Below are 22,847 nucleotides of genomic sequence, written 5' to 3'. Positions count from 1 at the left end.
CGAATGAGGTTGAGTTCTGAACCGTTGACCTGGGCGGCACCGCTCAGCAGTCGACAACTCTCGGAACTCCTCTAGTACTGGGCAGTTGAGCGCGCGCCCCTTCGTGGAGGCGCGTCTTTTTCATTTTCAGCTGAGGTTCATCTCCTTGGACTCGAACGACAACTCACCCTCCGATGGCAAGAAGCGCGGTGCCCGCCGTAAGGAACCCGCCGCTGGAGGCGAGACTCCCCCGGCCGGTTCCAAGCCCGGCAACCGGGTCCGGGCCCGGCTGGCCGAGGACAAGCCTGTCGCTGAGCTGGCGGCCGAGTCCGCCGCGAGCCCTCATGGCAAGCGCAACGGCAACGGCACCAAGCGCAACGGCGATGGCCACGGCAGGGGCGTCATCGGGGGTACCCAGCTGGGAGCTTCGCGGCGGGTCAAGCCGGGCGAGCCGCTCTATCCGCTGCTGACGGCCCTCCTGTCCGCCGAGTCCGGTGACTTCAGCGTCCGGCTGCCGGAGGCCTCGGGCAACCCGGTGCTGGACGAGATCGCCCAGGCCTTCAACGCGCTGGTGGGCCGCAACGCCACCTTCACGGATGAGATGGTCCGCGTCGAGCGCGTGGTCGGCCGCGAGGGCCGCATGGGTGAGCGCGTCAACCTCGGAGACGTGCGCGGGGGCTGGGCCACCAGCGTCAACTCCATCAACGCGCTGATCGGCGACCTGGTGCTGCCGACCACGGAAGTGGCCCGCGTGCTGGTGGCGGTGGCCGAGGGCGACCTGACCCAGAAGATGGCCCTCGAGATCGACGGCCAGTCGGTGAAGGGCGAGTTCCTCCGCATCGGTACCACCGTGAACACGATGGTGGACCAGCTCCGCGCATTCGCCTCGGAAGTGACGCGCGTCGCGAAGGAAGTGGGCAGCGACGGCAAGCTGGGTGGCCAGGCCGATGTGAAGGGTGTCGCGGGTACGTGGAAGGACCTCACGGACAACGTGAACATCATGGCCAGCAACCTGACGGCCCAGGTGCGCAACATCGCCGAGGTGTCCACGGCGGTGGCCAAGGGTGACCTGTCCAAGAAGATCACGGTGGACGCCAAGGGCGAGGTGCTCCAGCTGAAGGACACCATCAACACGATGGTGGATCAGCTGAACTCGTTCGCCGCCGAAGTGACGCGCGTCGCGAAGGAAGTGGGCAGCGACGGCAAGCTGGGTGGCCAGGCCGATGTGAAGGGCGTTGCCGGTACGTGGAAGGACCTCACGGACAACGTGAACTTCATGGCCTCCAACCTCACCACGCAAGTTCGAAACATCGCGGAGGTCTCCACGGCGGTAGCTCGGGGCGACCTGTCCCGGAAGATCACGGTGGACGCCAAGGGCGAGGTGCTGGAGCTGAAGAACACCATCAACACGATGGTGGACCAGCTCAACAGCTTCGCCGCCGAGGTGACCCGCGTCGCCAAGGAAGTGGGCACCGAGGGCAAGCTGGGTGGCCAGGCCGAGGTGAAGGGCGTGTCCGGTGTGTGGAAGGACCTCACGGACAACGTGAACTTCATGGCCTCCAACCTCACCACCCAGGTGCGCGGCATCGTCAAGGTGGTGACGGCCGTCGCCAATGGTGACCTGAGCCAGAAGCTGCAGGTGCCGTCGCAGGGCGAGATTGCGGCCCTGGGCGCCACGCTGAACAACATGACGGACACCCTGAACGTCTTCGCCCAGCAGGTGACCAGCGTCGCCCGCACGGTGGGTGTCGAGGGCAAGCTGGGTGCGCAGGCGCAGGTGCCCGGTGCCGCAGGGACGTGGAAGGACCTCACGGACAACGTGAACCTGATGGCGAACAACCTCACCGCCCAGGTGCGAAACATCGCCGAGGTGACGACCTCGGTGGCCAAGGGTGACCTGTCCAAGAAGATCACCGTGGACGTGAAGGGCGAGGTGCTGGAGCTGAAGAACACCATCAACACGATGGTGGACCAGCTCAACTCGTTCGCCGCCGAAGTGACGCGCGTCGCCAAGGAAGTGGGTACGGACGGCAAGCTGGGCGGTCAGGCCGAGGTGAAGGGCGTTGCCGGTACGTGGAAGGACCTCACGGACAACGTGAACTTCATGGCCTCCAACCTCACCACCCAGGTGCGAAACATCGCCTTGGTGACGACGGCGGTCGCGAAGGGTGACCTGTCCAAGAAGATCTCCGTCGACGCTCGCGGCGAGGTGCTGGAGCTGAAGAACACCATCAACACGATGGTGGACCAGCTCAACAGCTTCGCCGCCGAGGTGACCCGCGTCGCTCGCGAGGTGGGTACGCACGGCAAGCTGGGTGGTCAGGCCGAGGTGAAGGGCGTTGCCGGTACGTGGAAGGACCTCACGGACAACGTGAACATCATGGCCTCCAACCTCACCACCCAGGTGCGAGGCATCGCCAAGGTGGTGACTGCGGTCGCCAACGGCGACCTGACCCAGCGCCTGAAGGTGGACGCCAAGGGTGAGGTGGCCGAGCTGGCCGACACCATCAACGCGATGACGGAGACGCTCTCCATCTTCGCGCAGCAGGTGACCGACGTGGCCCGCACGGTGGGCGTCGAGGGCAAGCTGGGTGCCCAGGCCGTGGTGCCCGGTGTGGCCGGTACGTGGAAGGACCTCACGAACAACGTGAACCTGCTCGCGAACAACCTGACCGACCAGGTTCGTAACATCGCCGAGGTGACGACGGCGGTCGCCAAGGGTGACCTGTCCCGCAAGATCACCGTCGACGCGAAGGGCGAGGTGATGGAGCTGAAGAACACCATCAACACGATGGTGGATCAGCTGCGCGCCTTCGCCTCGGAAGTGACCCGCGTCGCCAAGGAAGTGGGTACGGAAGGAAAGCTGGGCGGCCAGGCCGTGGTGCCCGGAGTGTCCGGTGTGTGGAAGGACCTCACGGACAACGTGAACTTCATGGCCTCCAACCTCACCACGCAGGTGCGCGGCATCGTCAAGGTGGTGACGGCCGTCGCCAACGGTGACCTGAGCCAGAAGCTGATCGTGGAAGCGAAGGGTGAGATTGCCGCCCTCGCGGACACGATCAACGCGATGACCCAGACGCTCTCCATCTTCGCGCAGCAGGTGACGGATGTCGCCCGCACGGTGGGTGTGGAAGGGAAGCTGGGCGCCCAGGCCGAGGTGCCGGGCGTCGCCGGCACGTGGAAGGACCTCACGAACAACGTGAACCTGCTGGCCAACAACCTCACCGCCCAGGTGCGAAACATCGCCGAGGTCTCCACGGCCGTCGCCAACGGCGACCTGTCCAAGAAGATCACGGTGGATGCGAAGGGCGAGGTGCTCCAGCTGAAGGACACCATCAACACGATGGTGGATCAGCTCCGCGCGTTCGCCTCGGAAGTGACCCGCGTCGCCAAGGAAGTGGGTACCGAGGGCAAGCTGGGCGGCCAGGCCGAGGTGAAGGGCGTGTCCGGCGTCTGGAAGGACCTGACGGACAACGTGAACGCCCTGACCGGCAACCTGACGGACCAGGTGCGCAACATCGCCAAGGTGACGACCGCCGTCGCCAATGGTGACCTGTCCCAGAAGATCACCGTCAGCGTGAAGGGCGAGGTGCTGGAGCTGAAGAACACCATCAACACGATGGTGGACCAGCTGCGCGCGTTCGCCTCGGAAGTGACCCGCGTCGCCAAGGAAGTGGGCACGGAAGGAAAGCTGGGCGGCCAGGCCGACGTGAAGGGCGTGTCCGGTGTGTGGAAGGACCTGACGGACAACGTGAACGTCCTCGCCGGCAACCTGACGGACCAGGTGCGCAACATCGCCAAGGTCACGACGGCCGTCGCGAACGGCGACCTGTCGCAGAAGATCTCGGTCGAGGCCCGCGGCGAAATCCTGGAGCTGAAGAGCACCATCAACACGATGGTGGATCAGCTGCGCGCCTTCGCCTCGGAAGTGACGCGCGTCGCCAAGGAAGTGGGTACGGAAGGAAAGCTGGGCGGCCAGGCCGAGGTGCCGGGAGTCGCCGGCACGTGGAAGAACCTCACGGACAACGTGAACTCCATGGCCTCCAACCTCACCGCCCAGGTGCGCAACATCGCCCTGGTGACCACGGCGGTGGCCAACGGCGACCTGTCCAAGAAGATCACCGTCGACGTGAAGGGCGAGATTCTGGAGCTGAAGAACACCATCAACACGATGGTGGATCAGCTGAACTCGTTTGCCTCGGAAGTGACCCGCGTCGCCAAGGAAGTGGGTACGGAAGGAAAGCTGGGCGGCCAGGCCGAAGTGCGCGGCGTGTCCGGCACCTGGAAGGACCTCACGGACAACGTGAACAGCATGGCCCGCAACCTGACGACTCAGGTGCGCGGCATCGTCAAGGTGGTGACCGCGGTCGCCAATGGCGACCTGAAGCAGAAGCTGGTGGTGGACGCCAAGGGCGAGGTCGCCGCGCTCGCGGAGACCATCAACAACATGACCGACACGCTGGGCACCTTCGCCGAGCAGGTCTCCACGGTGGCCCGTGAAGTGGGCGTCGAGGGGAAGCTGGGCGGCCAGGCCCGTGTGCCCGGTGTCGCGGGCACGTGGAAGGACCTCACGGACAACGTGAACTTCATGGCGTCCAACCTCACCACGCAGGTGCGAGGCATCGTCAAGGTGGTGACGGCCGTCGCCAATGGTGACCTGGGCCAGAAGCTGGTGGTGGATGCCAAGGGCGAGGTCGCCGCGCTCGCGGAGACCATCAACAGCATGACGGACACGCTGGGCACCTTCGCCGAGCAGGTGACGACGGTGGCCCGCGAGGTGGGTATCGAAGGAAAGCTGGGCGGCCAGGCCCGCGTGCCCGGCGCTCGCGGCACGTGGCGCCAGCTCACGGACAACGTGAACCAGCTGGCCGGCACGCTCACCTCTCAGCTGCGCGCCATCTCCGATGTGGCCACCGCGGTGACCAAGGGCGACCTGACCCGCAGCATCACGGTCGTCGCCGAGGGCGAAGTGGCCGCGCTGAAGGACAACATCAACCAGATGATCTACAACCTGCGTGAGACCACGCAGAAGAACCAGGAGCAGGACTGGCTCAAGACGAACCTGGCGAAGTTCTCCGGCATGATGCAGGGCCAGAAGAACCTCGAGGCCGTCAGCCGCCTCATCATGAGCGAGCTGACGCCGCTGGTCGGCGCCCACCACGGCGCCTTCTTCCTGGCGGAGCAGGAGGGCCCCCAGCCCGTCCTCAAGCTCACCAGCACCTACGCCTACCGTGAGCGCAAGAACGTCGCCAACCGCTTCCGCCTCGGCGAGGGCCTGGTCGGCCAGTGCGCCTTGGAGAAGAAGACCATCCTGCTCACCCGGGTGCCGGCGGACTACATCACCATCTCGTCCGGCCTGGGCGAGTCCACCCCGCTCAACATCATCGTCCTGCCCGTCCTCTTCGAGGGCGAGGTGAAGGCCGTGATTGAGCTGGCCAGCTTCCACCCGTTCAGCGCCATCCACCAGATCTTCCTGGATCAGCTCACCGAGAGCATTGGCGTGGTGCTGAACATGATCATGGCCAACATGCGCACCGAGGAGCTGCTCCAGCAGTCGCAGAGCATCACTCAGGAGCTGCAGAGCAAGTCCAAGGAGCTCACCCAGCAGCAGGACGAGCTCAAGCGCACCAACGTGGAGCTGGAGGCCCAGGCGCTCGAGCTGGAAGAGAAAGCCAAGCAGCTCAAGGAGCAGAACACCGCCGTCGAGGAGAAGAACCGCGAGGTGGAGCTGGCCCGCGCCAGCCTGGAGGAGAAGGCCGAGCAGCTCACCATCATCTCCAAGTACAAGAGCGAGTTCCTGGCCAACATGAGCCACGAGCTGCGCACCCCGCTCAACTCGCTGCTCATCCTCGCCAAGCTCCTGTCCGACAACAAGGACGGCAACCTCAGCGGCAAGCAGGTGGAGTACGCCAACACCATCTACGCCAGCGGCGGGGACTTGCTCAGCCTCATCAACGAGATCCTCGACCTGTCCAAGGTAGAGGCCGGCAAGATGCAGGTGGAGCCTCGGGACATCCTCCTGACCGAGCTCAACCAGTTCGTGGACCGCTCGTTCCGCCCGGTGGCCGACCAGAAGAACCTGACGTTCACCGTGGAGCTGGCGCCCAACACGCCGCGCACCATCCGCACGGATCCGCAGCGGCTGCAGCAGATCCTCAAGAACCTGCTCTCCAACGCCTTCAAGTTCACCGACTCCGGGAGCGTGAAGATGGTGGTGAAGCCGGCGGAGAAGAACGTCCGGCTGGACCACGAGGTGTTGCGCAAGGCCAAGCGCGTCATCGCCTTCGCGGTGACGGACACCGGCATCGGCATCCCCAAGGACAAGCAGAAGCTCATCTTCGAGGCGTTCCAGCAGGCGGACGGCTCCACCGCGCGCAAGTACGGTGGCACCGGCCTGGGCCTGTCCATCTCGCGCGAGATCGCCAAGCTGCTGGGGGGAGAGATCCACGTGGACAGCGAGCCGGGCAAGGGCAGCACCTTCACGCTGTACATGCCGCCCGAGTACGTGGGGCCCGAGGATGAGGGCAGCACGCCGTCCTCGTCCAAGCCGCCGTCCACGCCGTCCACGCCGCCCATGCCGCTCAGCCCGGTGTCCTCGGGCCGCTCGGCGTCCCCGGTAGTGGTCCGCCCGGCCTCATCGGAGTCCGTCCGCTCGGAGCGGGAGGAACTGCCCCCGCCCATGGCGAACTTCCCGACACCCCCGCCCGTGGCGGACAACGGGCACGTGCTGGACGCGGCGCTGCCGCCCCCGGCGGACATGGTGCTGGGGCCGCTCGCGGTGGAGGATGACCGGGAGCACATCCGCGAGGGGGACCACGTCCTCCTCATCATCGAGGATGACCTGAAGTTCGCCCGCATCATGGCGCAGATGGCCCGCGAGAAGGGCTTCAAGGTCCTGGTGGCCAGCCGCGGCGACAGCGGCCTCTCCATGGCCAACGAGTACCTGCCGCACGCCATCACCCTGGACATCCAGCTGCCGGTGGTGGACGGCTGGAGCGTGCTGGAGCGCCTCAAGCGCAACCCCCGCACGCGCCACATCCCCGTCCACATCATCAGCGTGATGGACAAGCACCAGGGCAACACCCAGGGCGCGTTCGGCTACCTCACCAAGCCCGTGAGCAAGGAGGGCCTGGAGCTCGTCTTTGGACAGCTGGCCCGCTTCCTGGAGCGCAAGGAGCGGCGGCTGCTCATCGTCGAGGACGACGACGTGCAGCGCGACACCCTCTCCAAGCTGCTGGGCGAGGGCGACGACGTGGCGGTGGCGGCGGTGCCCTCGGGCCAGGAGGCCCTGCGCTCCCTGGAGAAGGGGGAGTTCGACTGCCTCGTCATCGACCTGCTGCTGCCGGACATGGACGGCGTGAAGCTGGTGGAGGAGGTGAAGACGCAGCAGCGCTTCAGGGACTTGCCCATCGTCGTCTACACCGGCAAGGAGCTGACGTCCAAGGACGAGGCGCGCCTCAAGCGCTACACCGGCAGCGTCATCCTCAAGAGTGGGCCCAAGAGCCCGGACCAGCTCCTGGGGGACACGGCGCTCTTCCTGCACCGCCTGGACCAGAACCTGCCACCCCGGGCCCGTCAGGCGCTGGCCGAGAGAGACGGCAACCACAATGGAGACCTGGCCGGCCGCAAGGTGCTCGTCGTGGACGACGACATGCGCAACATCTTCGCGCTCACCAGCGTCCTGGAGAACCACGGCCTGCAGGTCTCCTTCGCGGAGAATGGCCGGGCAGCCATCGAGTCGCTCAAGAAGCAGCCCGACGTGGACGTGGTGCTGATGGACATCATGATGCCGGAGATGGACGGCTACGAGACCATGAGGGCCATCCGACAGGACTTGCGGCTGTCCCGGCTCCCCATCATCGCCGTCACCGCCAAGGCCCTGAAGGACGACCGGGAGAAGTGTATGGCGGCTGGCGCCAGTGACTACCTGCCCAAGCCGGTGGATACGGACAAGCTCATCGAACTCATCCGTTTGTGGGTGAACGCCTGAGTTGGATAGCGCACGTCTCGCTCCCTCCTCCCTTCTGTTTGGAGGGCAGCGGACCTAGCTTTCCTTTTACCCCCGGGCACCCGCTTGCTCAGCATGATTCCCACTGAAGCCACTCCCGATCGCGCCCCCGAGGTTGCTCCGCGTCAGCGCGCGAGCATCCTCATGGTGGACGATCACCCGTCCAACCTGTTGGCGCTCGAGGCCATCCTCGAGCCGCTGGGGCAGGAACTGGTGAAGGCCACCAGCGGAGAGGAGGCCCTCAAGTGCCTCCTGCAGAGGGACTTTGCCGTCATCCTCATGGACGTGCAGATGCCCGGGCTGGATGGCTTCCAGACGGCGGCGCTCATCAAGCAGCGCGAGCGCACCCGCACCATCCCCATCATCTTCCTCACCGCGCTCAGCCGGGACGCGGCCCACATCTTCAAGGGCTACGCGCACGGCGCGGTGGACTACCTGCTCAAGCCGTTCGACCCGGAGATCCTCCGCTCCAAGGTCAGCGTCTTCGTGGACCTGTTCCTCAAGGAACAGCAGCTCCAGCGTCAGGCCGCACTGCTTCGCCAGAAGGAGCGCGAGGCGCTGGAGCGGCAGAGCGAGCTGCGCTACCGGCGGCTGCTGGACTCACTGCCGGAGACCATGTGGGCCACGCGCCGGGATGGGATGCTCTACTACGCCAATGAGGCGTGGCGGACCTACACCGGGCAGACCACCGATGAGATCACCACCCAGTTCTTCCTGGAGTACTTCCACCCAGCGGACCGGGAGCTGATGGTCAGCCAGTGGAAGGAAGCGGTGGAGAAGGGCACGCGGCTGGAGTTCGAGTTCCGCATGCGGAACAAGGACGGCGCGTGGCGCTGGCACCTGGGGCGGGCCACGCCCGAGCGGGATGAGGCGGGCCTGGTCACCGGCTTCATCTGTGTGGCGACGGACATTGACGACAAGAAGCGCGCGGAGGATGCGCTGGCTCGCTTCAAGGCCACGCTGGATGCCACGCTCGACTGCGTCCTCATGTTCGACGCCGAGCGACTGTCGCTCACCTACGCCAACGCGGGCGCGGCCCGGCAGCTGGGCACGTCGGTGGAGGAACTGGTGGGCAGCAGCTTGCTGCGGGTGGAGAGCGCCTTCGACGAGGAGGGCTTCCGCAAGCTGCTGGCGCCCCTGGTGAGCGGCACGCTGCCGAGCCAGACGTACTCCACCACGCACCGGCGGCGGGATGGCTCCGAGGTGCCCGTCGAGGTGGTGCTCCAGTACGTGGCATCGGGCGAGGGCCAGGGGCGCTTCGTCTCCGTGGCCCGCGACATCACCGAGCGCCAGCGAGCGGAGGCGGCCCTGCGGCTGGCGAATGAGGCCAAGGATGCCTTCCTCGCCGCGGCCAGCCACGAACTGCGCACCCCGCTGGCGGCGGCCAAGGGCCATGCCCACCTGGCCATGCTCAAGCTGGGCGGGCCGGCGGACCAGGGGCCCGGCAAGTCGCTGACCATCATCAACCGGCAGATCGACCGGATGACGAAGCTGGTCGAAGAGCTGCTGGACATCAGCCGGCTCCAGGCCGGGCGCCTCTCGCTGGAACTGGAGCGCTTCGATCTGGGCGGGCTGGTGCGCGAGACGTGCGACCGCATGGCCGTGCTCTCGCAGGCGCACCCGCTGCGGGTGGAGGCGCCAGAGCAAGCGGAGGGCCTGTGGGATCGCGGGCGCCTGGATCAGGTGCTCACGAACCTGGTGTCCAACGCCATCCGCTACTCGCCCCAGGGCGGCGAGGTGATGGTGAGGCTGGTGGAGGAGAGCGGCGGGGTACACCTGACGGTGAAGGATCGGGGCGTGGGCGTGCCGCCGGAGAAGCAGGGGCTCATCTTCGAGCGCTTTGGCCGCGCGCACGGCTCCAAGTACGGCGGGCTCGGGCTGGGATTGACGATCAGCCAAGGCATCGTCGAGCAGCACGGTGGACGCATCTGGGTGGAGTCGCTGGGCGTGGCGGGGGAGGGCTCGACCTTCCATGTCTGGCTGCCTCGCGAGGCGGTGCAGGCGAGCGCCTCCCCAGCCGTGGCTCACGCCAACTCTCCCGAGCCCCAAGTTTCGGCGGGCTGAGCATTCAGGAGGGCCCCCGCTCACCTGGGGGCCGCGCTTCATTCAGAACGCTGCACTGCCTGGCATGGGCGCCTTGCTGGGTTTCGCACGCATTCCTACTCCTAGGTGCAGACCTACGGAGCAGGCAGCCCATGACAGCGCATGGCGTCACGGTTCGAAAGATTCAGGCCCTGCGGGGGCCCAACCTGTACGCGTACAAGACAGTGCTGCGCGTCGAGCTCGACATTGGCCCCTTGGAGGAGCGCCCGAGCAATTCCTTCCCCGGCTTTGTCGAGCGCCTGACGTCATGGCTCCCGGGCTTGCACCGGCACGAGTGCAGTGTCGGACGCCCCGGGGGCTTCGTCGAGCGCCTGCATCGTGGCACCTATCTGGCTCACATCACCGAGCACGTCACCATCGCGCTCCAGAACGAGATGGGCTTCGATGTGGGCTACGGCCGCGCCCGCGGCACTGGCGAGCCCGGCGTCTACACCGTCGTCGTCGCGTATCAGGAGGAGGAGCCCGCGCGCGAGGCCTTCCGGGTGGCGCTCGAGATGACGCTGGCCGCCATGTTCGATGAGCCCTACGACGCGCCCGCGGCCATCGAGCGGCTGAAGGACTTGGCGGATGAGTACCGGCTCGGGCCCAGCACCAAGGCCATCGTGGACGCGGCGCGCAAGCGCCGCATCCCGGTGAAGAGGCTCACGCCCACTGGGAGCCTCGTGCAGCTCGGCTATGGTGTGTACCAGAAGCGCATCATGGCCTCGCAGACGTCGGACACGTCCGCCATCGCCGTGGACATCTGCCAGGAGAAGCCGCTCACCAACACCATCCTGCGCGCCGTGGGCATCTCCGTGCCCGAGGGCCGCACCGTGAAGTCCGCCGACGAGGCCTGGGATGTGGCGCAGGATCTGGGCCTGCCCGTCATCCTCAAGCCCGAGGCTGGAAATCAGGGCAAGGGCGTGATGGTCAACCTGCGCTCGGAGGCCGAGGTCCGCGCCGCCTACGCGGTGGCCTCTCAGTACCGCGGGGATGTACTGGTCGAGCGCCACATCGAAGGTGATGACTACCGCCTGCTCGTCGTGGACGGGAAGATGGTGGCCGCCGCGCGCAGAGACCCTGCCCAGGTGATGGGCGATGGCAAGAGCACCATCGCGCAGCTCGTCGAGGTGGCGAACCGGGATCCGCGCCGCCGCCCGGGACACAGCAGCAGCCTGACGCGCATCCGGCTGGATGATGCTGCCCAAGTGGTGCTCCAGCAGCAGGGGTTCACCGGGGACTCCGTGCCCGCGGCCGGGCAGGCCGTGAAGCTGCGGCAGAACTGCAACCTGTCCACCGGAGGCACCGCTGCCGATGTCACGGACGTGGTGCACCCGAGCAACGCCCGCCTGGCCGAACTCGCCGCGCAGATGCTGAACCTGGACATCGCGGGCATCGACCTGCTGTGCAAGGACATCCGCCGCCCGCTGGCGGAGCAGGGTGGAGCCATCGTCGAGGTGAACGCGGCCCCAGGCCTGCGCATGCACATCCAGCCCACCAGCGGCGTGCCGCGCGACGTGGGGGGCCCCATCATCGACATGTTGTATCCACCGGGCACGCCGTCGCGCATCCCCATCGTCGCTGTCACGGGCACCAACGGGAAGACGACGGTGGTCCGGCTCGTGGCGCACATGTTCGAGACCGCGCGCCGCAGGGTCGGCTTCACCAGCACCGAGGGCACGTACATCCGGGGCGAGCGCATCCTCGAAGGAGACTGTTCCGGGCCCAAGAGCGCCCAAGCCGTGCTGCTGCATCCCCGAGTGGAGGCCGCCGTGCTCGAGGTGGCGCGCGGGGGCATCCTCCGCGAGGGGCTCGGCTTCGACTGGTGCAGCGTAGGCGTGGTTACCAACCTCAGCTCGGATCATCTCGGCGTCGGCGGCATCGACACGATGGAGCAGCTGGCCCGCGTGAAGCAGGTCGTCGTCGAGTCCGTAGCCGAGGAGGGTGCCGCCGTGCTCAACGCGGATGACCCACGGGTGGCGGAGATGGCCGCGGCTTCCAAGGGCAAGGTCGTCTACTTCGGCCGCAGCCCGGAGAACCCCATCCTCCAAGCGCACATGCTCCAAGGCGGCAGCTGCGTCTTCGTGGAGAACAACATCATCGTCACGGCTCAGGGGCACATCCGGCAGATGCTCGTGGAGCTGGAGCGCGTCACGTTCACCGCGGGCGGCACCCTCCGCTTCCAGCTCGAGAACGCGCTGGCCGCCACCGCTGCGGCATGGGCCTCGGGGCTCAACCCGGCCCTCATCGTCCGGGCCCTGACGACCTTCCGCACCGACATGAGGACGACGCCGGGCCGCTTCAACCTCTTCGGGCTGGCGGAGCGGCAGGTCATCCTGGACTACGGGCACAACGTGGGCGCCATGAAGGCGCTGGGCGAGGCGCTGCCCCGCACCGAGGGCCGGCGGACCCTCATGGCCATTGGCCTCCCCGGAGACAGGCGGGATGAAGACATCCTGGCCACCTTCCAGGAAACGCTGTCCTTCGTGGACGAGTACGTGCTGTATGACTTGAAGGACCGCCGGGACCGCGCCGCGCTCGAGATTCCCCAGATGATGAAGAGCTGCCTGCCTCCGGGCACGCCCTTCCACTTCGCCAAGGATCAGCGCGAGGCCATCCTCCGCGCCTTCCAGCAGACCCGCACCGGGGATCGGATGGTCATCATCGCCGACATCGTGCACGAGGCGCTGGAGGTCCTCGAGGCCCTGGCCGAGGTGGATGAAGACGCTGCGTGCGAGAACCCGGTCGAGCGGGTGTTCGAGTAGGGACGGGCTCCATGCTCACCCTCATCCGGAACGGGACCCTGCTCATTCCGGCGCCTGCCGGCGTCCAGTCCCTGCTGCTCGTGGGGGACCGGATCGCCCGGCTCGGGCCGGTGGAGGAGTCCGCGCTGTCCGCGCTCGGGCTGCCCTTCGAGGTGGTGGACGCGAGCGGCTGTCTTGTCATCCCCGGACTGGTGGATCCGCACGAGCACATCATCGGTGCGGGGGGAGAGAAGGGGTTCTCCAGCCGCATGCCGGAGGTGCGGGTGGAGCAGCTGCTGCTCGCGGGCATCACCACCGTGGTGGGGTGTTTGGGGACGGACAGCTCCACGCGGCACCTGGGCGCGCTGGTCGGCAAGGCCCGGCAGCTCACGGAGCAGGGCGTGACGGCCCTCCTTTATACGGGTGGTTTTCATCTCCCGCCGCGCACGCTCACCGGCTCCGTGGAAGATGACCTGACCTTCATCGACTGCATGATCGGCGTGGGCGAGGTGGCCATCTCGGATGTCCGCTCCAGCCAGCCCACGGTGGACGAGCTGGCGCGCTTGGTGTCCTCGGCGCTGGTGGGCGGGAGGACGGCGGGCAAGGCGGGGGTGACGCACTTCCACGCGGGGCCTGGGCGCGCACGGCTCGCGATGCTCCATGCGCTGCTGGATGGGTACGAGGTGCTGCCGGAGTCCCTCTACGTCACCCACGCCAACCGGACCGAGGCGCTCATGGACGACGCCATCGCCTTGGCTCGCCGGGGTGCCTTCGTGGACCTGGACACGGTGGACCCAGGGCTGGGCCCGTGGATCCGCTACTACCTGGACCACGGCGGCGCGCCGGGCCAGCTCACCGTCTCCTCGGATGCGCACACCGCGGGCGCGTCGCCTGCCCGCCTGCTCGAAGAGCTGATTTCTACTGTGCGCGAGCATGGCTTCGCGCTCGATCGAGTGCTGCCCTTCTTCACGAGCAACCCCGCGACTGCCCTGAAGCTCCCCCGGAAAGGGCGGCTCGCCCTGGGGGCCGATGCAGATGTTCTGGTGATGAAGGAGGACACCCTGGAACTGCTCCACGTCTTCACGCGAGGCCAGCACCGGGTGGGGGACGGACAGATCGTCGTGGCGCAAGGAGACGGGGGCGTATGAGGAAGAAGCACGCGGGCGACCTTCTCGTGATTGGCGGCAGCGAGCAGAAGGAGTCCGATGAGGACCGTGCCATCCTCGCGTACGCGGCGAAGCAGGCGGGCACCCAGGGCCACATCCTCCTGCTCACCGTGGCCTCCTCGGAGCCTGAGGCCATGGAGGAGACCTACCGGGCGGCCTTCGGGCGGCTGGGCGCGAATCGGCTGGAGGTGCTCGACATCCGCACGCGGGAGCAGGCCTACGATCCCGCCAACCTCCAGAAGGTCGAGGAGGCCGCGGTGATGTTCTTCACGGGTGGCGACCAGCTGCGCATCACCAGTCAGATTGGAGGCTCGCCGCTGTTGGAGCGCATCCTCGCGCTGCACAAGTCCGGCACCGCCATCGTCGGCACCTCGGCGGGCGCGGCGGCCATGTCCGAGACGATGCTGATCGGTGGTCCCACCAACAAGTCGTGCCTCGCCACGCTGGCCATGGCTCCAGGACTGGGGCTGTTGGAAGGTGTCGTGGTGGATTCGCACTTCGCCGAGCGCGGACGCTTCGGGCGGTTGATGGGCGCCGTGGCGCAGAACCCTCACAACCTGGGCATCGGCATCGATGAGGACACCGCCATCCACGTGACGAATGACGAGGAGTTCGTCGTGCTGGGCTCGGGCGCGGTGTACGTCATCGACGGCTCGACCATCCGCTACACGAACCTCTCCGACCGGCAGAAGGCCGAGCGCATCTTCACCATCCACGACGCGCGGGTCCACGTGCTGGGCCGCGACGATCGCTTCAGCCTGACGGAGCGCAGGCCCATCGCGCCCCCCAAGATCGTTCAGTGAGGCACTCGGACTGGAGCTCAAGCCTCAGGAGGTCGAGATGCCAGTCGCCGCCGCTTCCGCGCGCCGTGGCTTGGAGGCCTTGCGCGTGATGAGCACCACCGCCGCGAGGATGGCCGTCATGGCCAAGAAGGCATGGGGCCCCGGCGTCTCGCCGCCCAGGCCCAGGCCGAGCAGCATCGCCACCAGGGGGTTCACGTAGGCGTAGCTGGTGGCGATCGCCGGGCGCGCGTTGCGCAGCAGGTAGCCATACGCGCTGAACGCCACGAGCGAGCCGAAGCCAATGAGGTACACGAAGGAGAGCAGGGCGCGGGTATCGGGCAGGTGCGTCATCCGCTCGCCTACGGCGAAGCTCAGCCCCACCAGCATGACCCCCGCGCAGATCATCTGCGTCGCGGTGGTCATCAGCCCCGGTGGCATGGAGGGGCTGCGCCGGCCCCAGACGGAGCCGTACGCCCAGCTCAACGGCGCGAACAGGAGCGCGAGCACGGGCAGCCCCTGGTGGCCCAGCTCACCGCCCTGGTTCAGCAGGACGATGCCGAAGAAACCCAGCCCTAGGCCCCAGCGCTCGGCGCGGCCTGGCCACTGGCCGTCGGAGAGGCCGCCAAAGAGCGCCGCCCACAGCGGCATGCTGCCCACCACCAGCGCCGCGACGCCCGAGGGCACCGACTGCTGCGCGAACGCCACGCACCCGTTGCCGATGACGAGCAGCAGCAGCCCGGTGAACGCCCCCGCCTTCCACTGCTCCCGCGTGGGCGCCGCCATGCCCCGCAGCCGCAACACCGCGTAGAGGATGGTGCCTGCCACCGTGAAGCGCAGGCCGCCCATCATCAGCGGGGTGAAGCCGCCCACGAGCGTCCAGCGGATGGCCAGGTACGTGGAGCCCCAGATGACGTACAGCGCGAAGAGACAGAAGACGATCCAGCCCTTACGCGGGTCCGCAGGAGTGGACTCGGCGTGGAGCGCGGCGGTCAGTGAGGGAGCGGTCGAGGACACGGCGCGGCTCTTCTAACGTGTCCGATCCTTCTGTGCGATGTGTGCGCCTGTCCTAGAGCACAGTGCCGCTCCGGCGTGGCCAGCACAGCAGGCGTGCGGCCTCCCTAGAGCGGGTAGATCTTCAGCCCGGACAGCCGGCACATCTCGTAGATGACGTCCATGCGCTCGAAGAGGGGCTGGGGCTCCAGGAGCACGCGAGCCTCCACGCGGCCCATGCTGAGCAGGTCCACCTCGCCCTCTTCCACCATGTGGTAGATGGCGTAGTTGGCCCGGACGAGCGCGCGGCCCCCTCGGGGCAGCTCCACCTGGACGTTCGTGTACAGGTGACGGCAGGCGTACGGCACCGTGGCGTGGGTCCGCATCAGGGTGGTGACGCACTCCTCCAACTGGCCGCGCGAGGTGCAGTGCATCAGTGCCACCGGCACGTTCTGCACGAGGTTCTCCCGGGGGATGAGCCGGTACTGGCCCGTGTCGGTGAAGCAGCGGGGCCAGTGCTCCAGCGGCCCGTCGTCCAGACACGTGGCGTACCGGTACAGCAAGGACTCCGCGATGTGGCGGATCTCGAAGGCGTCGTCGTACATGGACCCCCATCTCATGCCACCTGCGCCGGGTGTTCAATCGTGGAGAGCCCGGAGGAGGGGCAGGGGGCCTGTTGTAGGTCCTCCGGGCGGCTGGCTGCCTGCCCTGCGAACCGGGATTGAACCGCCCTGGAGACCTCCTTAGACTTTTGGAGGATTCCTGGAGCGTGATCAACGGATGTCGGAAGAGCTAGGCGAGCGCGAAAAGGAAGTCCTGCGAGCGGTCGTGCAGGAGTACATCACCACGGGCGGCCCTGTTGGCAGCCAGCACTTGAGCCGCAAGGCCGAGTTCGATGTCTCCTCGGCCACGCTGCGCAACGTGCTGGCGGACCTGGAGGAGCTCGGCTTCCTGGAGAAGCCCCACACCTCCGCGGGCCGCGTCCCCACGGACCGGGGCTACCGGTTCTACGTGGACACGATGGTGCGCCTGAAGGATCCGGCACCCAAGGATCGTGAGCTCATTCACGCGGGGCTCGTCCAGGAGAGCAACCTCGGGGACATCCTCCACGAGGCCAGCCGGATTCTGCACTCGCTCACCCGGCATGCCAGCGTGGTGCTCACGCCGCGCCCGGAGGCCGCGGTGTTCTACCGCGTGGAGTTCGTCCGGCTGCGAGAGGACCGGGTGCTGGCGGTGCTGGTGGGGCCCAATGGCCAGGTGCAGAACAAGGTCATCACGGTGGACTTCCCCATCACCTCGGACGAGCTGCTCAAGGCGTCCAACTACCTCTCGGAGCTGCTGCGCGAGGTGCCGCTGGAGGAGGCCCGCGAGCGCATCCGCCAGGAGATGGACCAGGAGCAGGCGCTCTACAACGCGCTGACGGCCAAGGCGCTCAAGCTGGGCGCGGCCGCCACGGATCTGCAGACGTCCGAGTCCGGGCGCGTGCGGATTGAAGGCACGGGCTCGTTCCTGGAGCAGCCCGAGTTCGCGGACGTGGAGCGCATGCGCGCGCTGTTCCGGACGCTGGACGAGAAGCACAAGCTGCTGTTGCTGCTGGACCGGGTGCAGCGCGCCCGGGAGATGCAGATCTTCATCGGCGCCGAGAGCGAGTTCTCCGCGCCGGGCGAGCTGACCGTGATTGCCAGCCCGTACGGCAGCCGCGAGGCGGTGCTCGGCACGGTGGGCGTCATCGGCCCCACGCGCATGAACTACCAGCGCATCATTCCCCTGGTGAACTTCACCGCCCAGGTGCTCTCGCGGGTGCTGGAGCAGAGCTGAGTGTCAGTTCGAGGCTCGTGCGGGCAGGGGCGCGTCGGACATGCGGCCAACCCCTTGAATCGACAAGTGTGAGTCTTCGCCGCACACGATGGGCCCATGCACCGCCGTTTCAAAAGTCTCACTGGTGAGACTTGGCCGCCTGTCGGCTCCCGGCTCTGCTCCGGAAGAGGACTGAACTGCCAGAGGGGAAAGCCGCTTCCTTCCCAAGATCGCACTCGGGAGGGAGGCGGCGGGAATCGAACCCGTATCAAGGCGGAAGCAAAACCCAAGCAGGTCTCGCTGTTACCAGCTAACGACTTGAGCTCACACCGCATCGTTCCCTCGCTCCGTCCCCGTCTCGTCCCATCTCGTCCCGCTCAATTCCCCGCTGGAGGGTCACACTGGGGGCACATGCAATGCCCCTCCCGCATCGGCCAACAGAGCGGGCATGCAGATGGGCACCGCTGCGACCCATATGCGCGCTCCACAGGCGAGGGGCTGGCCTTGATTTGTCGGCGGCGGCAGGCTCACCTGGGCCGCCCGTTTCAGGTAGTGGAGGGTTCGTGAGGCGCGATTACAGGGACTGGTTGCGGAGTCAGGGCTATGACGATGGCACGATCAACAACCAGCTCTACCGCGTCGCGCGAGTTGAGGAGCACTACGGCGAGCTCGATGGCCACTATGACAGTGACCGGATGGAAACCCTGATCGAGCAGCTGACCTATTCGACGGAGGACCAGCGTCGCGGTCGTCCGAATCCGTCAAAGCTCCCGTTCATCGGCAACGTCCGGAACAACCTTGCCTCCTATAAGAGCGCTGTCCTTTGGTACCGCCGGTTCCGGGGCAGCGGCACGGTTGCGCCCTCGTCTACTTCACCATCGCAGCCAAGTACCGCCTCGCCTCTACTTGCCGCTGCCGCCGCTTCTGAATCGTGGCCCCCACGACGAACCGAGCCCAAGGCCCTGGAGCCACGCGTGGGTCCACGGACCCTCGTAGACTTTCGTCTCGACGGTCACACAGCGCTTGAGGCGATCATCGCGAGTTCGCAGTACCGAACCGTGGCACAGGCGGTCGCCTCGCTGAGCCTCTTCTCGCACCCTCAGACGGTCCGTCAGACGGGAGGCAAGGCGCTCTTCCCGGCGATCCGCAATCCAAGGCGCGTCGGCCAGATTGATGAGCACGAAGGACGAAGGGTCCTCTTGGACGACAACAAGAGTCCCACCGACGCCTTCCTATGGGCCAACGGCCTCAACCGGCGCGGGCGGGATACACAGTTCAATCATGTCTATGCCGCCAGCCTGGACGCAGACGCCTACACGGCCTTGCCCAACATCTGCATGACCCCTGCCTTCATTGCCAAGCTGACTGATACCAGTGACGAGGTGTGTCGGCTGCTCAGGTACCGCAGCTACCAGTTGTATCAGTGGGTCCCGGCAGGGCACACACCGCCGGAACGGCCGGAGGAGTACGAGGCGCTGGAATGGGCTGCCCCCTTGCTGCCCGTCGAAGACGTTCGCTCCACGATGGTTGGCGCAATGGCCCGCAAGCCGAAGAACCGCACGGTTGTCGCGGCGCGAGAGCTCGGATGGCTCTTCGGGTGACGCTTTACCCGCCGCACCTCGCTTACTTGAAAGGACATGGCCATGCGTTTCCGAACTTTCGACGCACTCCTGCACCTGCTCCTTCTCTCGGCCTGCGCAACGATGGATCCGGTCCCGGGAGAGGTGGAGGACCCGAGCCCGAGACTCACCAACCTTCAGCGGGCGGCGCAGTACCCCTGGACGGATGACGGGCATTGCGTGGTGCGAGAAGCCTCCAACGAATGGCCTGTCCTGGCGGAGCAGTGCTTTCACGTTCTCGACCATGACAGGGTCAAGTTCCGCGATGTTACAGGAAAATGCGCTGTCGCCTCTGCGGGTGCGGCTGCCGCGACGATGGGCGTAGGGCTCTGCGTCTTTGCGTCGCCAGCAATCGTAGCTGGAGCGGTGATTGTTATTGGCACCGTGATGGTGGCGATTGCCGTCAAAGAGGGGTTGGATGCGTACGAGCAGAGGGCATCCCGTGAACGTGCGAGGCCCTCGGCGAATCGAAAGCCCAACCTCAAGAAACAACCCGACCCCAAGGGAAGCCCGGAGCCGGTTTCCCCGCCGATTCCCTCGCCAGAGGAAAAGCAGCGCTGGCGCCAGACCTGTAGGGATCACTACGTGGCATGCAAAGAGTTCTTCGCAGGAGAGAAACAGCGCCGCGTGTGGGGAGAGAGCCAGTGTCAGTCATGCATGGATCTCTGCATGCGTGATGGACAGTGGCCGGATCAAGCAAACGACCACCCTTGCCCAGGAGGTTGACGGTGCGGACTACGCGCAAGGATTGGTGGCAGAGCGTTGCAGATCGTCGCGATGAACTCCTGGTCAAGCTCTACAAGGCGAAAGCGCCGTATGCAGAGCTGAAGCGGGCCGTGTTGGCACAAGAAAAGGATCTGATCCGCGAAGCGAGAACGCGCCGCGAACGGCTGCACCTCCAGCAGATCACGGCGAAACTGATCATCACCGAGGCTTACGGCGAGGGTGCGGAGTGGGACGAATTCGGAGCGCTCTTAAGGCGCTGCGAGCGGCTCGGCTACGCGGACATTACCCACCGGATCCATGTGGCGTGCCTCTTTGTCCAATCGTTGCCCCGCTTCCCAGTGCGAGCCCGCCAAGCGTTCGCCATGCTTGAGGAAGTAGAGGAGATGCTAAAGCACATCCGCAAGAGTCACTACCTACGTAGAGAAGGGATGCAAGGCATAGCCCACTCGCGCGCGGTAGCGGCAGCAGCAGGCATCACACCGCCGAATTAGAGCGGGCACACGGGCCCAGCGGCCAGTGTCCGACGCGCGAGGGCTCCCTGGAGGCGGCGGGAGCGGGGCAAGGCACCCGGAAGGGGGCCCTTGCGCTTCCTCCGCACACGCACCACCTCGACGGGGTGAAGGCCGAGGAGTCGGGTCAGCCCTTCCATGCGAAACGTCTCCGCCATGTGCTCTGAGACGAGTACCTCATCACCGTGGCCCCTGACGAAGTCGCCGAGGCCCCGGCCGTACAATTCCAACTCGGCGCGGTAGGGTGGCAGCCATGTCAGCATCCCTCTGGTCTTGCCGCACTGCGGGCATGGGGGCGGGTCTCCTCGGTTGACAGGCCCAGCCTTATCGAACTGAGTGTCGTGAGGCCCCCACACATCCGCCTCAAGCACGAAGAAGCGCGGGTCAGGTGGCAGGTCCGCAGCCATTGGGAAACCTCAGCTCGGTTCTTCGAGCACGTCTTGGAGCGCTGCTGAAGTGCTGTGGGCATTGTCACCACTGAACTGTGCCAGAGCTGCAGGCCACGGAAGTGTTGCGGAGGGGGCTCGGGCGGGCCTAAGCGGGGCCCATGAATCCGACCCCCGACAGCCCCCGCAAGCTGGCCATGTTGGCCCTGGGGGCGTTGGGCATCGTCTACGGGGACATCGGCACGAGCCCCCTGTACGCGCTGCGCGAGTGCTTCACGGGGACCCACGGTATCCCCCCCACCCACGCGCATGTGCTGGGCGTGCTGTCGCTCATCTTCTGGGCGCTCTTCGTCATCATCTCGGTGAAGTACCTGCTGTTCGTCATGCGCGCGGACAATCGCGGCGAGGGTGGCATCCTGGCGCTCATGGCGCTGGTGATGCACCGGCCCCAGGGCATGAAGGAGCCTCGCCCGGGCCGGCCGCTGCTGTGGATGCTGGGCCTGTTCGGCGCGGCGCTGCTGTACGGGGATGGGCTCATCACTCCGGCCGTGTCCGTGCTGGGCGCGGTGGAGGGCCTCACGGTGGCCGCCCCGTTCTTCGAGCCCTTCATCCTCCCCATCGCGCTGATCATCATCGTGGCGCTCTTCCTGGTGCAGCGGCATGGCACCGGCGGCATCGGCATCGTGTTCGGGCCCGTCATGTGCCTGTGGTTCGTGGTGATTGCCGTGCTCGGGGTGAAGGAGTTGGTGATCAACCCGTCCGTGCTGTGGGCATTGTCTCCGCTGCACGGCGTCCGCTTCCTGAGCGAGAACGGGCTCCAGGGGTACCTGGTGCTGGGCGCCGTCTTCCTGGTGGTGACGGGCGGCGAGGCGCTCTACGCGGACATGGGCCATTTCGGCCGCCGGCCCATCCGGCTGGCGTGGTTCGCGCTCGTGCTGCCGGCGCTGATGCTCAACTACCTGGGGCAGGGGGCGCTGCTGCTGAGGGATCCGGAGGCGGCGCGCAATCCCTTCTTCCTGCTGGCCCCCAAATGGGGGCTCTACCCGCTGGTGGCGCTGGCCACGGTGGCCGCGGTCATTGCCTCCCAGGCGCTCATCTCCGGCGCCTTCTCGCTCACGCGGCAGGCGATGCTGTTGGGCTACTGCCCGCGCATGGAGGTGGTGCACACCTCGGCCGAGGAGAAGGGGCAGATCTTCCTGCCCGGGCTCAACTGGGCGCTGATGGTGGGCGTGGTGGTGTTGGTGCTGGGCTTCCGCTCCGCCAACGCGCTGGCGGGGGCCTACGGCATCGCGGTGACGGGGACCATGGGCATCACCACGATGCTCACCTATGTGGTGGCGCGGGAGCGCTGGGGCGTGCGGCGGGCGCTGGCCCTGCCCATGGCAGGGGTGTTCTTCGTGGTGGACCTGGCCTTCTTCGGCGCCAACGCGGTGAAGGTCGCCGAGGGCGGGTGGTTCCCCTTGGTGCTCGCGGTGAGCATCTTCACGCTGATGACGACGTGGAAGCGCGGGCGCGAGATTCTGGGGGCCAAGATGCGCGCGGCCAGCATGGACCTGAAGGACCTGCTGGAGAGCCTCCAGGGCGCGCACCCGCCGCTGCGCGTGCCGGGCACGGCGGTGTTCATGACGAGCCACCCGGAGGGCACGCCGTCCGCGCTCTTGCACAACCTGAAGCACAACAAAGTGCTGCACGAGCAGGTGGTGCTGTTGACCATCCTCTTCGAGGATGTGCCGCACGTGCCTCCGGAGGAGCGGGTGGAGGTGGAGAAGCTGGAGCAGGGCTTCATTCGAGTCATCGCCCGCTACGGCTTCATGGACAGCCCGAACGTTCCGGACATTCTCAAGCGGGGCCGGGAGCAGGGCCTGCAGTTCCAGTTGATGAGCACCTCGTTCTTCCTCGGGAGGGAGACCCTGATTCCCACGAAGCAGCCGGGGATGGCGCGGTGGCGCGAGCACCTGTTCGCGTGGATGAGCCGCAACGCGCGCACGGCCACGGCGTTCTTCCGGATTCCGCCCAACCGCGTGGTGGAGCTGGGCGCGCAGGTGGAGCTGTAGCCGCG

Annotated in this window: 12 protein-coding genes; 10 read left to right on the top strand and 2 right to left on the bottom strand. The window is 66.7% G+C overall.

What is annotated here, in order from left to right; translation table 11 throughout:
• The first annotated feature begins 619 nt into the window (after nucleotides 1–619).
• From DB31_RS41315 to DB31_RS41295, 5 genes are all read left to right on the top strand, one after another.
• Nucleotides 620–7,969 (top strand): HAMP domain-containing protein, encoded by a 7,350-nt coding sequence (locus DB31_RS41315; protein WP_476702770.1) that lies wholly within the window; start codon nucleotides 620–622, stop codon nucleotides 7,967–7,969.
• Between the two features lie 93 nt (nucleotides 7,970–8,062).
• Nucleotides 8,063–10,051 (top strand): hybrid sensor histidine kinase/response regulator, encoded by a 1,989-nt coding sequence (locus DB31_RS41310; RefSeq protein WP_044198904.1) that lies wholly within the window; start codon nucleotides 8,063–8,065, stop codon nucleotides 10,049–10,051.
• A 131-nt stretch (nucleotides 10,052–10,182) separates the two neighbouring features.
• On the top strand, nucleotides 10,183–12,834 hold the full coding sequence (cphA, locus tag DB31_RS41305; protein ID WP_044198772.1) for a cyanophycin synthetase: 2,652 nt from the start codon (nucleotides 10,183–10,185) through the stop codon (nucleotides 12,832–12,834).
• 11 nt (nucleotides 12,835–12,845) lie between these two features.
• Complete coding sequence (locus tag DB31_RS41300; protein WP_044198770.1) at nucleotides 12,846–13,961, top strand: amidohydrolase family protein; 1,116 nt, start codon at nucleotides 12,846–12,848, stop codon at nucleotides 13,959–13,961.
• Nucleotides 13,958–14,782, top strand: coding sequence for a cyanophycinase (locus tag DB31_RS41295; RefSeq protein WP_044198769.1), 825 nt, complete (start codon nucleotides 13,958–13,960; stop codon nucleotides 14,780–14,782). Before DB31_RS41300 ends, DB31_RS41295 begins: the two co-directional genes overlap by 4 nt.
• Nucleotides 14,783–14,806: 24 nt before the next feature.
• On the opposite strand, the gene yedA is transcribed toward DB31_RS41295, so the two are convergent.
• Nucleotides 14,807–15,775 carry a drug/metabolite exporter YedA gene (yedA, locus tag DB31_RS41290; protein ID WP_044198768.1) on the bottom strand — a complete coding sequence of 323 codons (969 nt, stop codon included), beginning with the start codon at nucleotides 15,773–15,775 and terminating at the stop codon, nucleotides 14,807–14,809.
• A gap of 104 nt (nucleotides 15,776–15,879) precedes the next feature.
• Nucleotides 15,880–16,356 carry a nuclear transport factor 2 family protein gene (locus DB31_RS41285; RefSeq protein ID WP_044198767.1) on the bottom strand — a complete coding sequence of 159 codons (477 nt, stop codon included), beginning with the start codon at nucleotides 16,354–16,356 and terminating at the stop codon, nucleotides 15,880–15,882.
• A 175-nt stretch (nucleotides 16,357–16,531) separates the two neighbouring features.
• On the opposite strand from DB31_RS41285, the gene hrcA reads away from it, so the two are divergent.
• From hrcA to DB31_RS41255, 5 genes are all read left to right on the top strand, one after another.
• Nucleotides 16,532–17,569 carry a heat-inducible transcriptional repressor HrcA gene (gene hrcA, locus DB31_RS41280; RefSeq protein ID WP_044198766.1) on the top strand — a complete coding sequence of 346 codons (1,038 nt, stop codon included), beginning with the start codon at nucleotides 16,532–16,534 and terminating at the stop codon, nucleotides 17,567–17,569.
• Between the two features lie 542 nt (nucleotides 17,570–18,111).
• Nucleotides 18,112–19,149 carry a hypothetical protein gene (locus DB31_RS45755; RefSeq protein ID WP_052420655.1) on the top strand — a complete coding sequence of 346 codons (1,038 nt, stop codon included), beginning with the start codon at nucleotides 18,112–18,114 and terminating at the stop codon, nucleotides 19,147–19,149.
• Between the two features lie 36 nt (nucleotides 19,150–19,185).
• On the top strand, nucleotides 19,186–19,893 hold the full coding sequence (locus DB31_RS48350) for a hypothetical protein (RefSeq protein WP_240487211.1): 708 nt from the start codon (nucleotides 19,186–19,188) through the stop codon (nucleotides 19,891–19,893).
• Between the two features lie 2 nt (nucleotides 19,894–19,895).
• Nucleotides 19,896–20,384: a hypothetical protein gene (locus DB31_RS41265; RefSeq protein ID WP_044198765.1), complete on the top strand. Its 489-nt coding sequence runs from the start codon at nucleotides 19,896–19,898 to the stop codon at nucleotides 20,382–20,384.
• Between the two features lie 565 nt (nucleotides 20,385–20,949).
• On the top strand, nucleotides 20,950–22,842 hold the full coding sequence (locus tag DB31_RS41255) for a potassium transporter Kup (RefSeq protein WP_044198764.1): 1,893 nt from the start codon (nucleotides 20,950–20,952) through the stop codon (nucleotides 22,840–22,842).
• Nucleotides 22,843–22,847: the final 5 nt, after the last annotated feature.

Origin of the sequence: Hyalangium minutum (assembly GCF_000737315.1) — a bacterium.
GTDB lineage: Bacteria > Myxococcota > Myxococcia > Myxococcales > Myxococcaceae > Hyalangium > Hyalangium minutum.
This window is presented reverse-complemented; position numbering and strand designations above follow the sequence as displayed.

What these genes read in the sequence shown, in the direction of transcription:
- hrcA (WP_044198766.1), top strand. Translation starts at nt 16,532, where the DNA reads ATGTCGGAAGAGCTAGGCGAGCGCGAAAAGGAAGTCCTGCGAGCGGTC.
- DB31_RS41315 (WP_476702770.1), top strand. Translation starts at nt 620, where the DNA reads ATGGGTGAGCGCGTCAACCTCGGAGACGTGCGCGGGGGCTGGGCCACC.
- DB31_RS41310 (WP_044198904.1), top strand. Translation starts at nt 8,063, where the DNA reads ATGATTCCCACTGAAGCCACTCCCGATCGCGCCCCCGAGGTTGCTCCG.
- cphA (WP_044198772.1), top strand. Translation starts at nt 10,183, where the DNA reads ATGACAGCGCATGGCGTCACGGTTCGAAAGATTCAGGCCCTGCGGGGG.
- DB31_RS41295 (WP_044198769.1), top strand. Translation starts at nt 13,958, where the DNA reads ATGAGGAAGAAGCACGCGGGCGACCTTCTCGTGATTGGCGGCAGCGAG.
- DB31_RS41285 (WP_044198767.1), bottom strand. Translation starts at nt 16,356, where the DNA reads ATGTACGACGACGCCTTCGAGATCCGCCACATCGCGGAGTCCTTGCTG.
- DB31_RS48350 (WP_240487211.1), top strand. Translation starts at nt 19,186, where the DNA reads ATGGCCATGCGTTTCCGAACTTTCGACGCACTCCTGCACCTGCTCCTT.
- DB31_RS41300 (WP_044198770.1), top strand. Translation starts at nt 12,846, where the DNA reads ATGCTCACCCTCATCCGGAACGGGACCCTGCTCATTCCGGCGCCTGCC.
- DB31_RS41255 (WP_044198764.1), top strand. Translation starts at nt 20,950, where the DNA reads ATGAATCCGACCCCCGACAGCCCCCGCAAGCTGGCCATGTTGGCCCTG.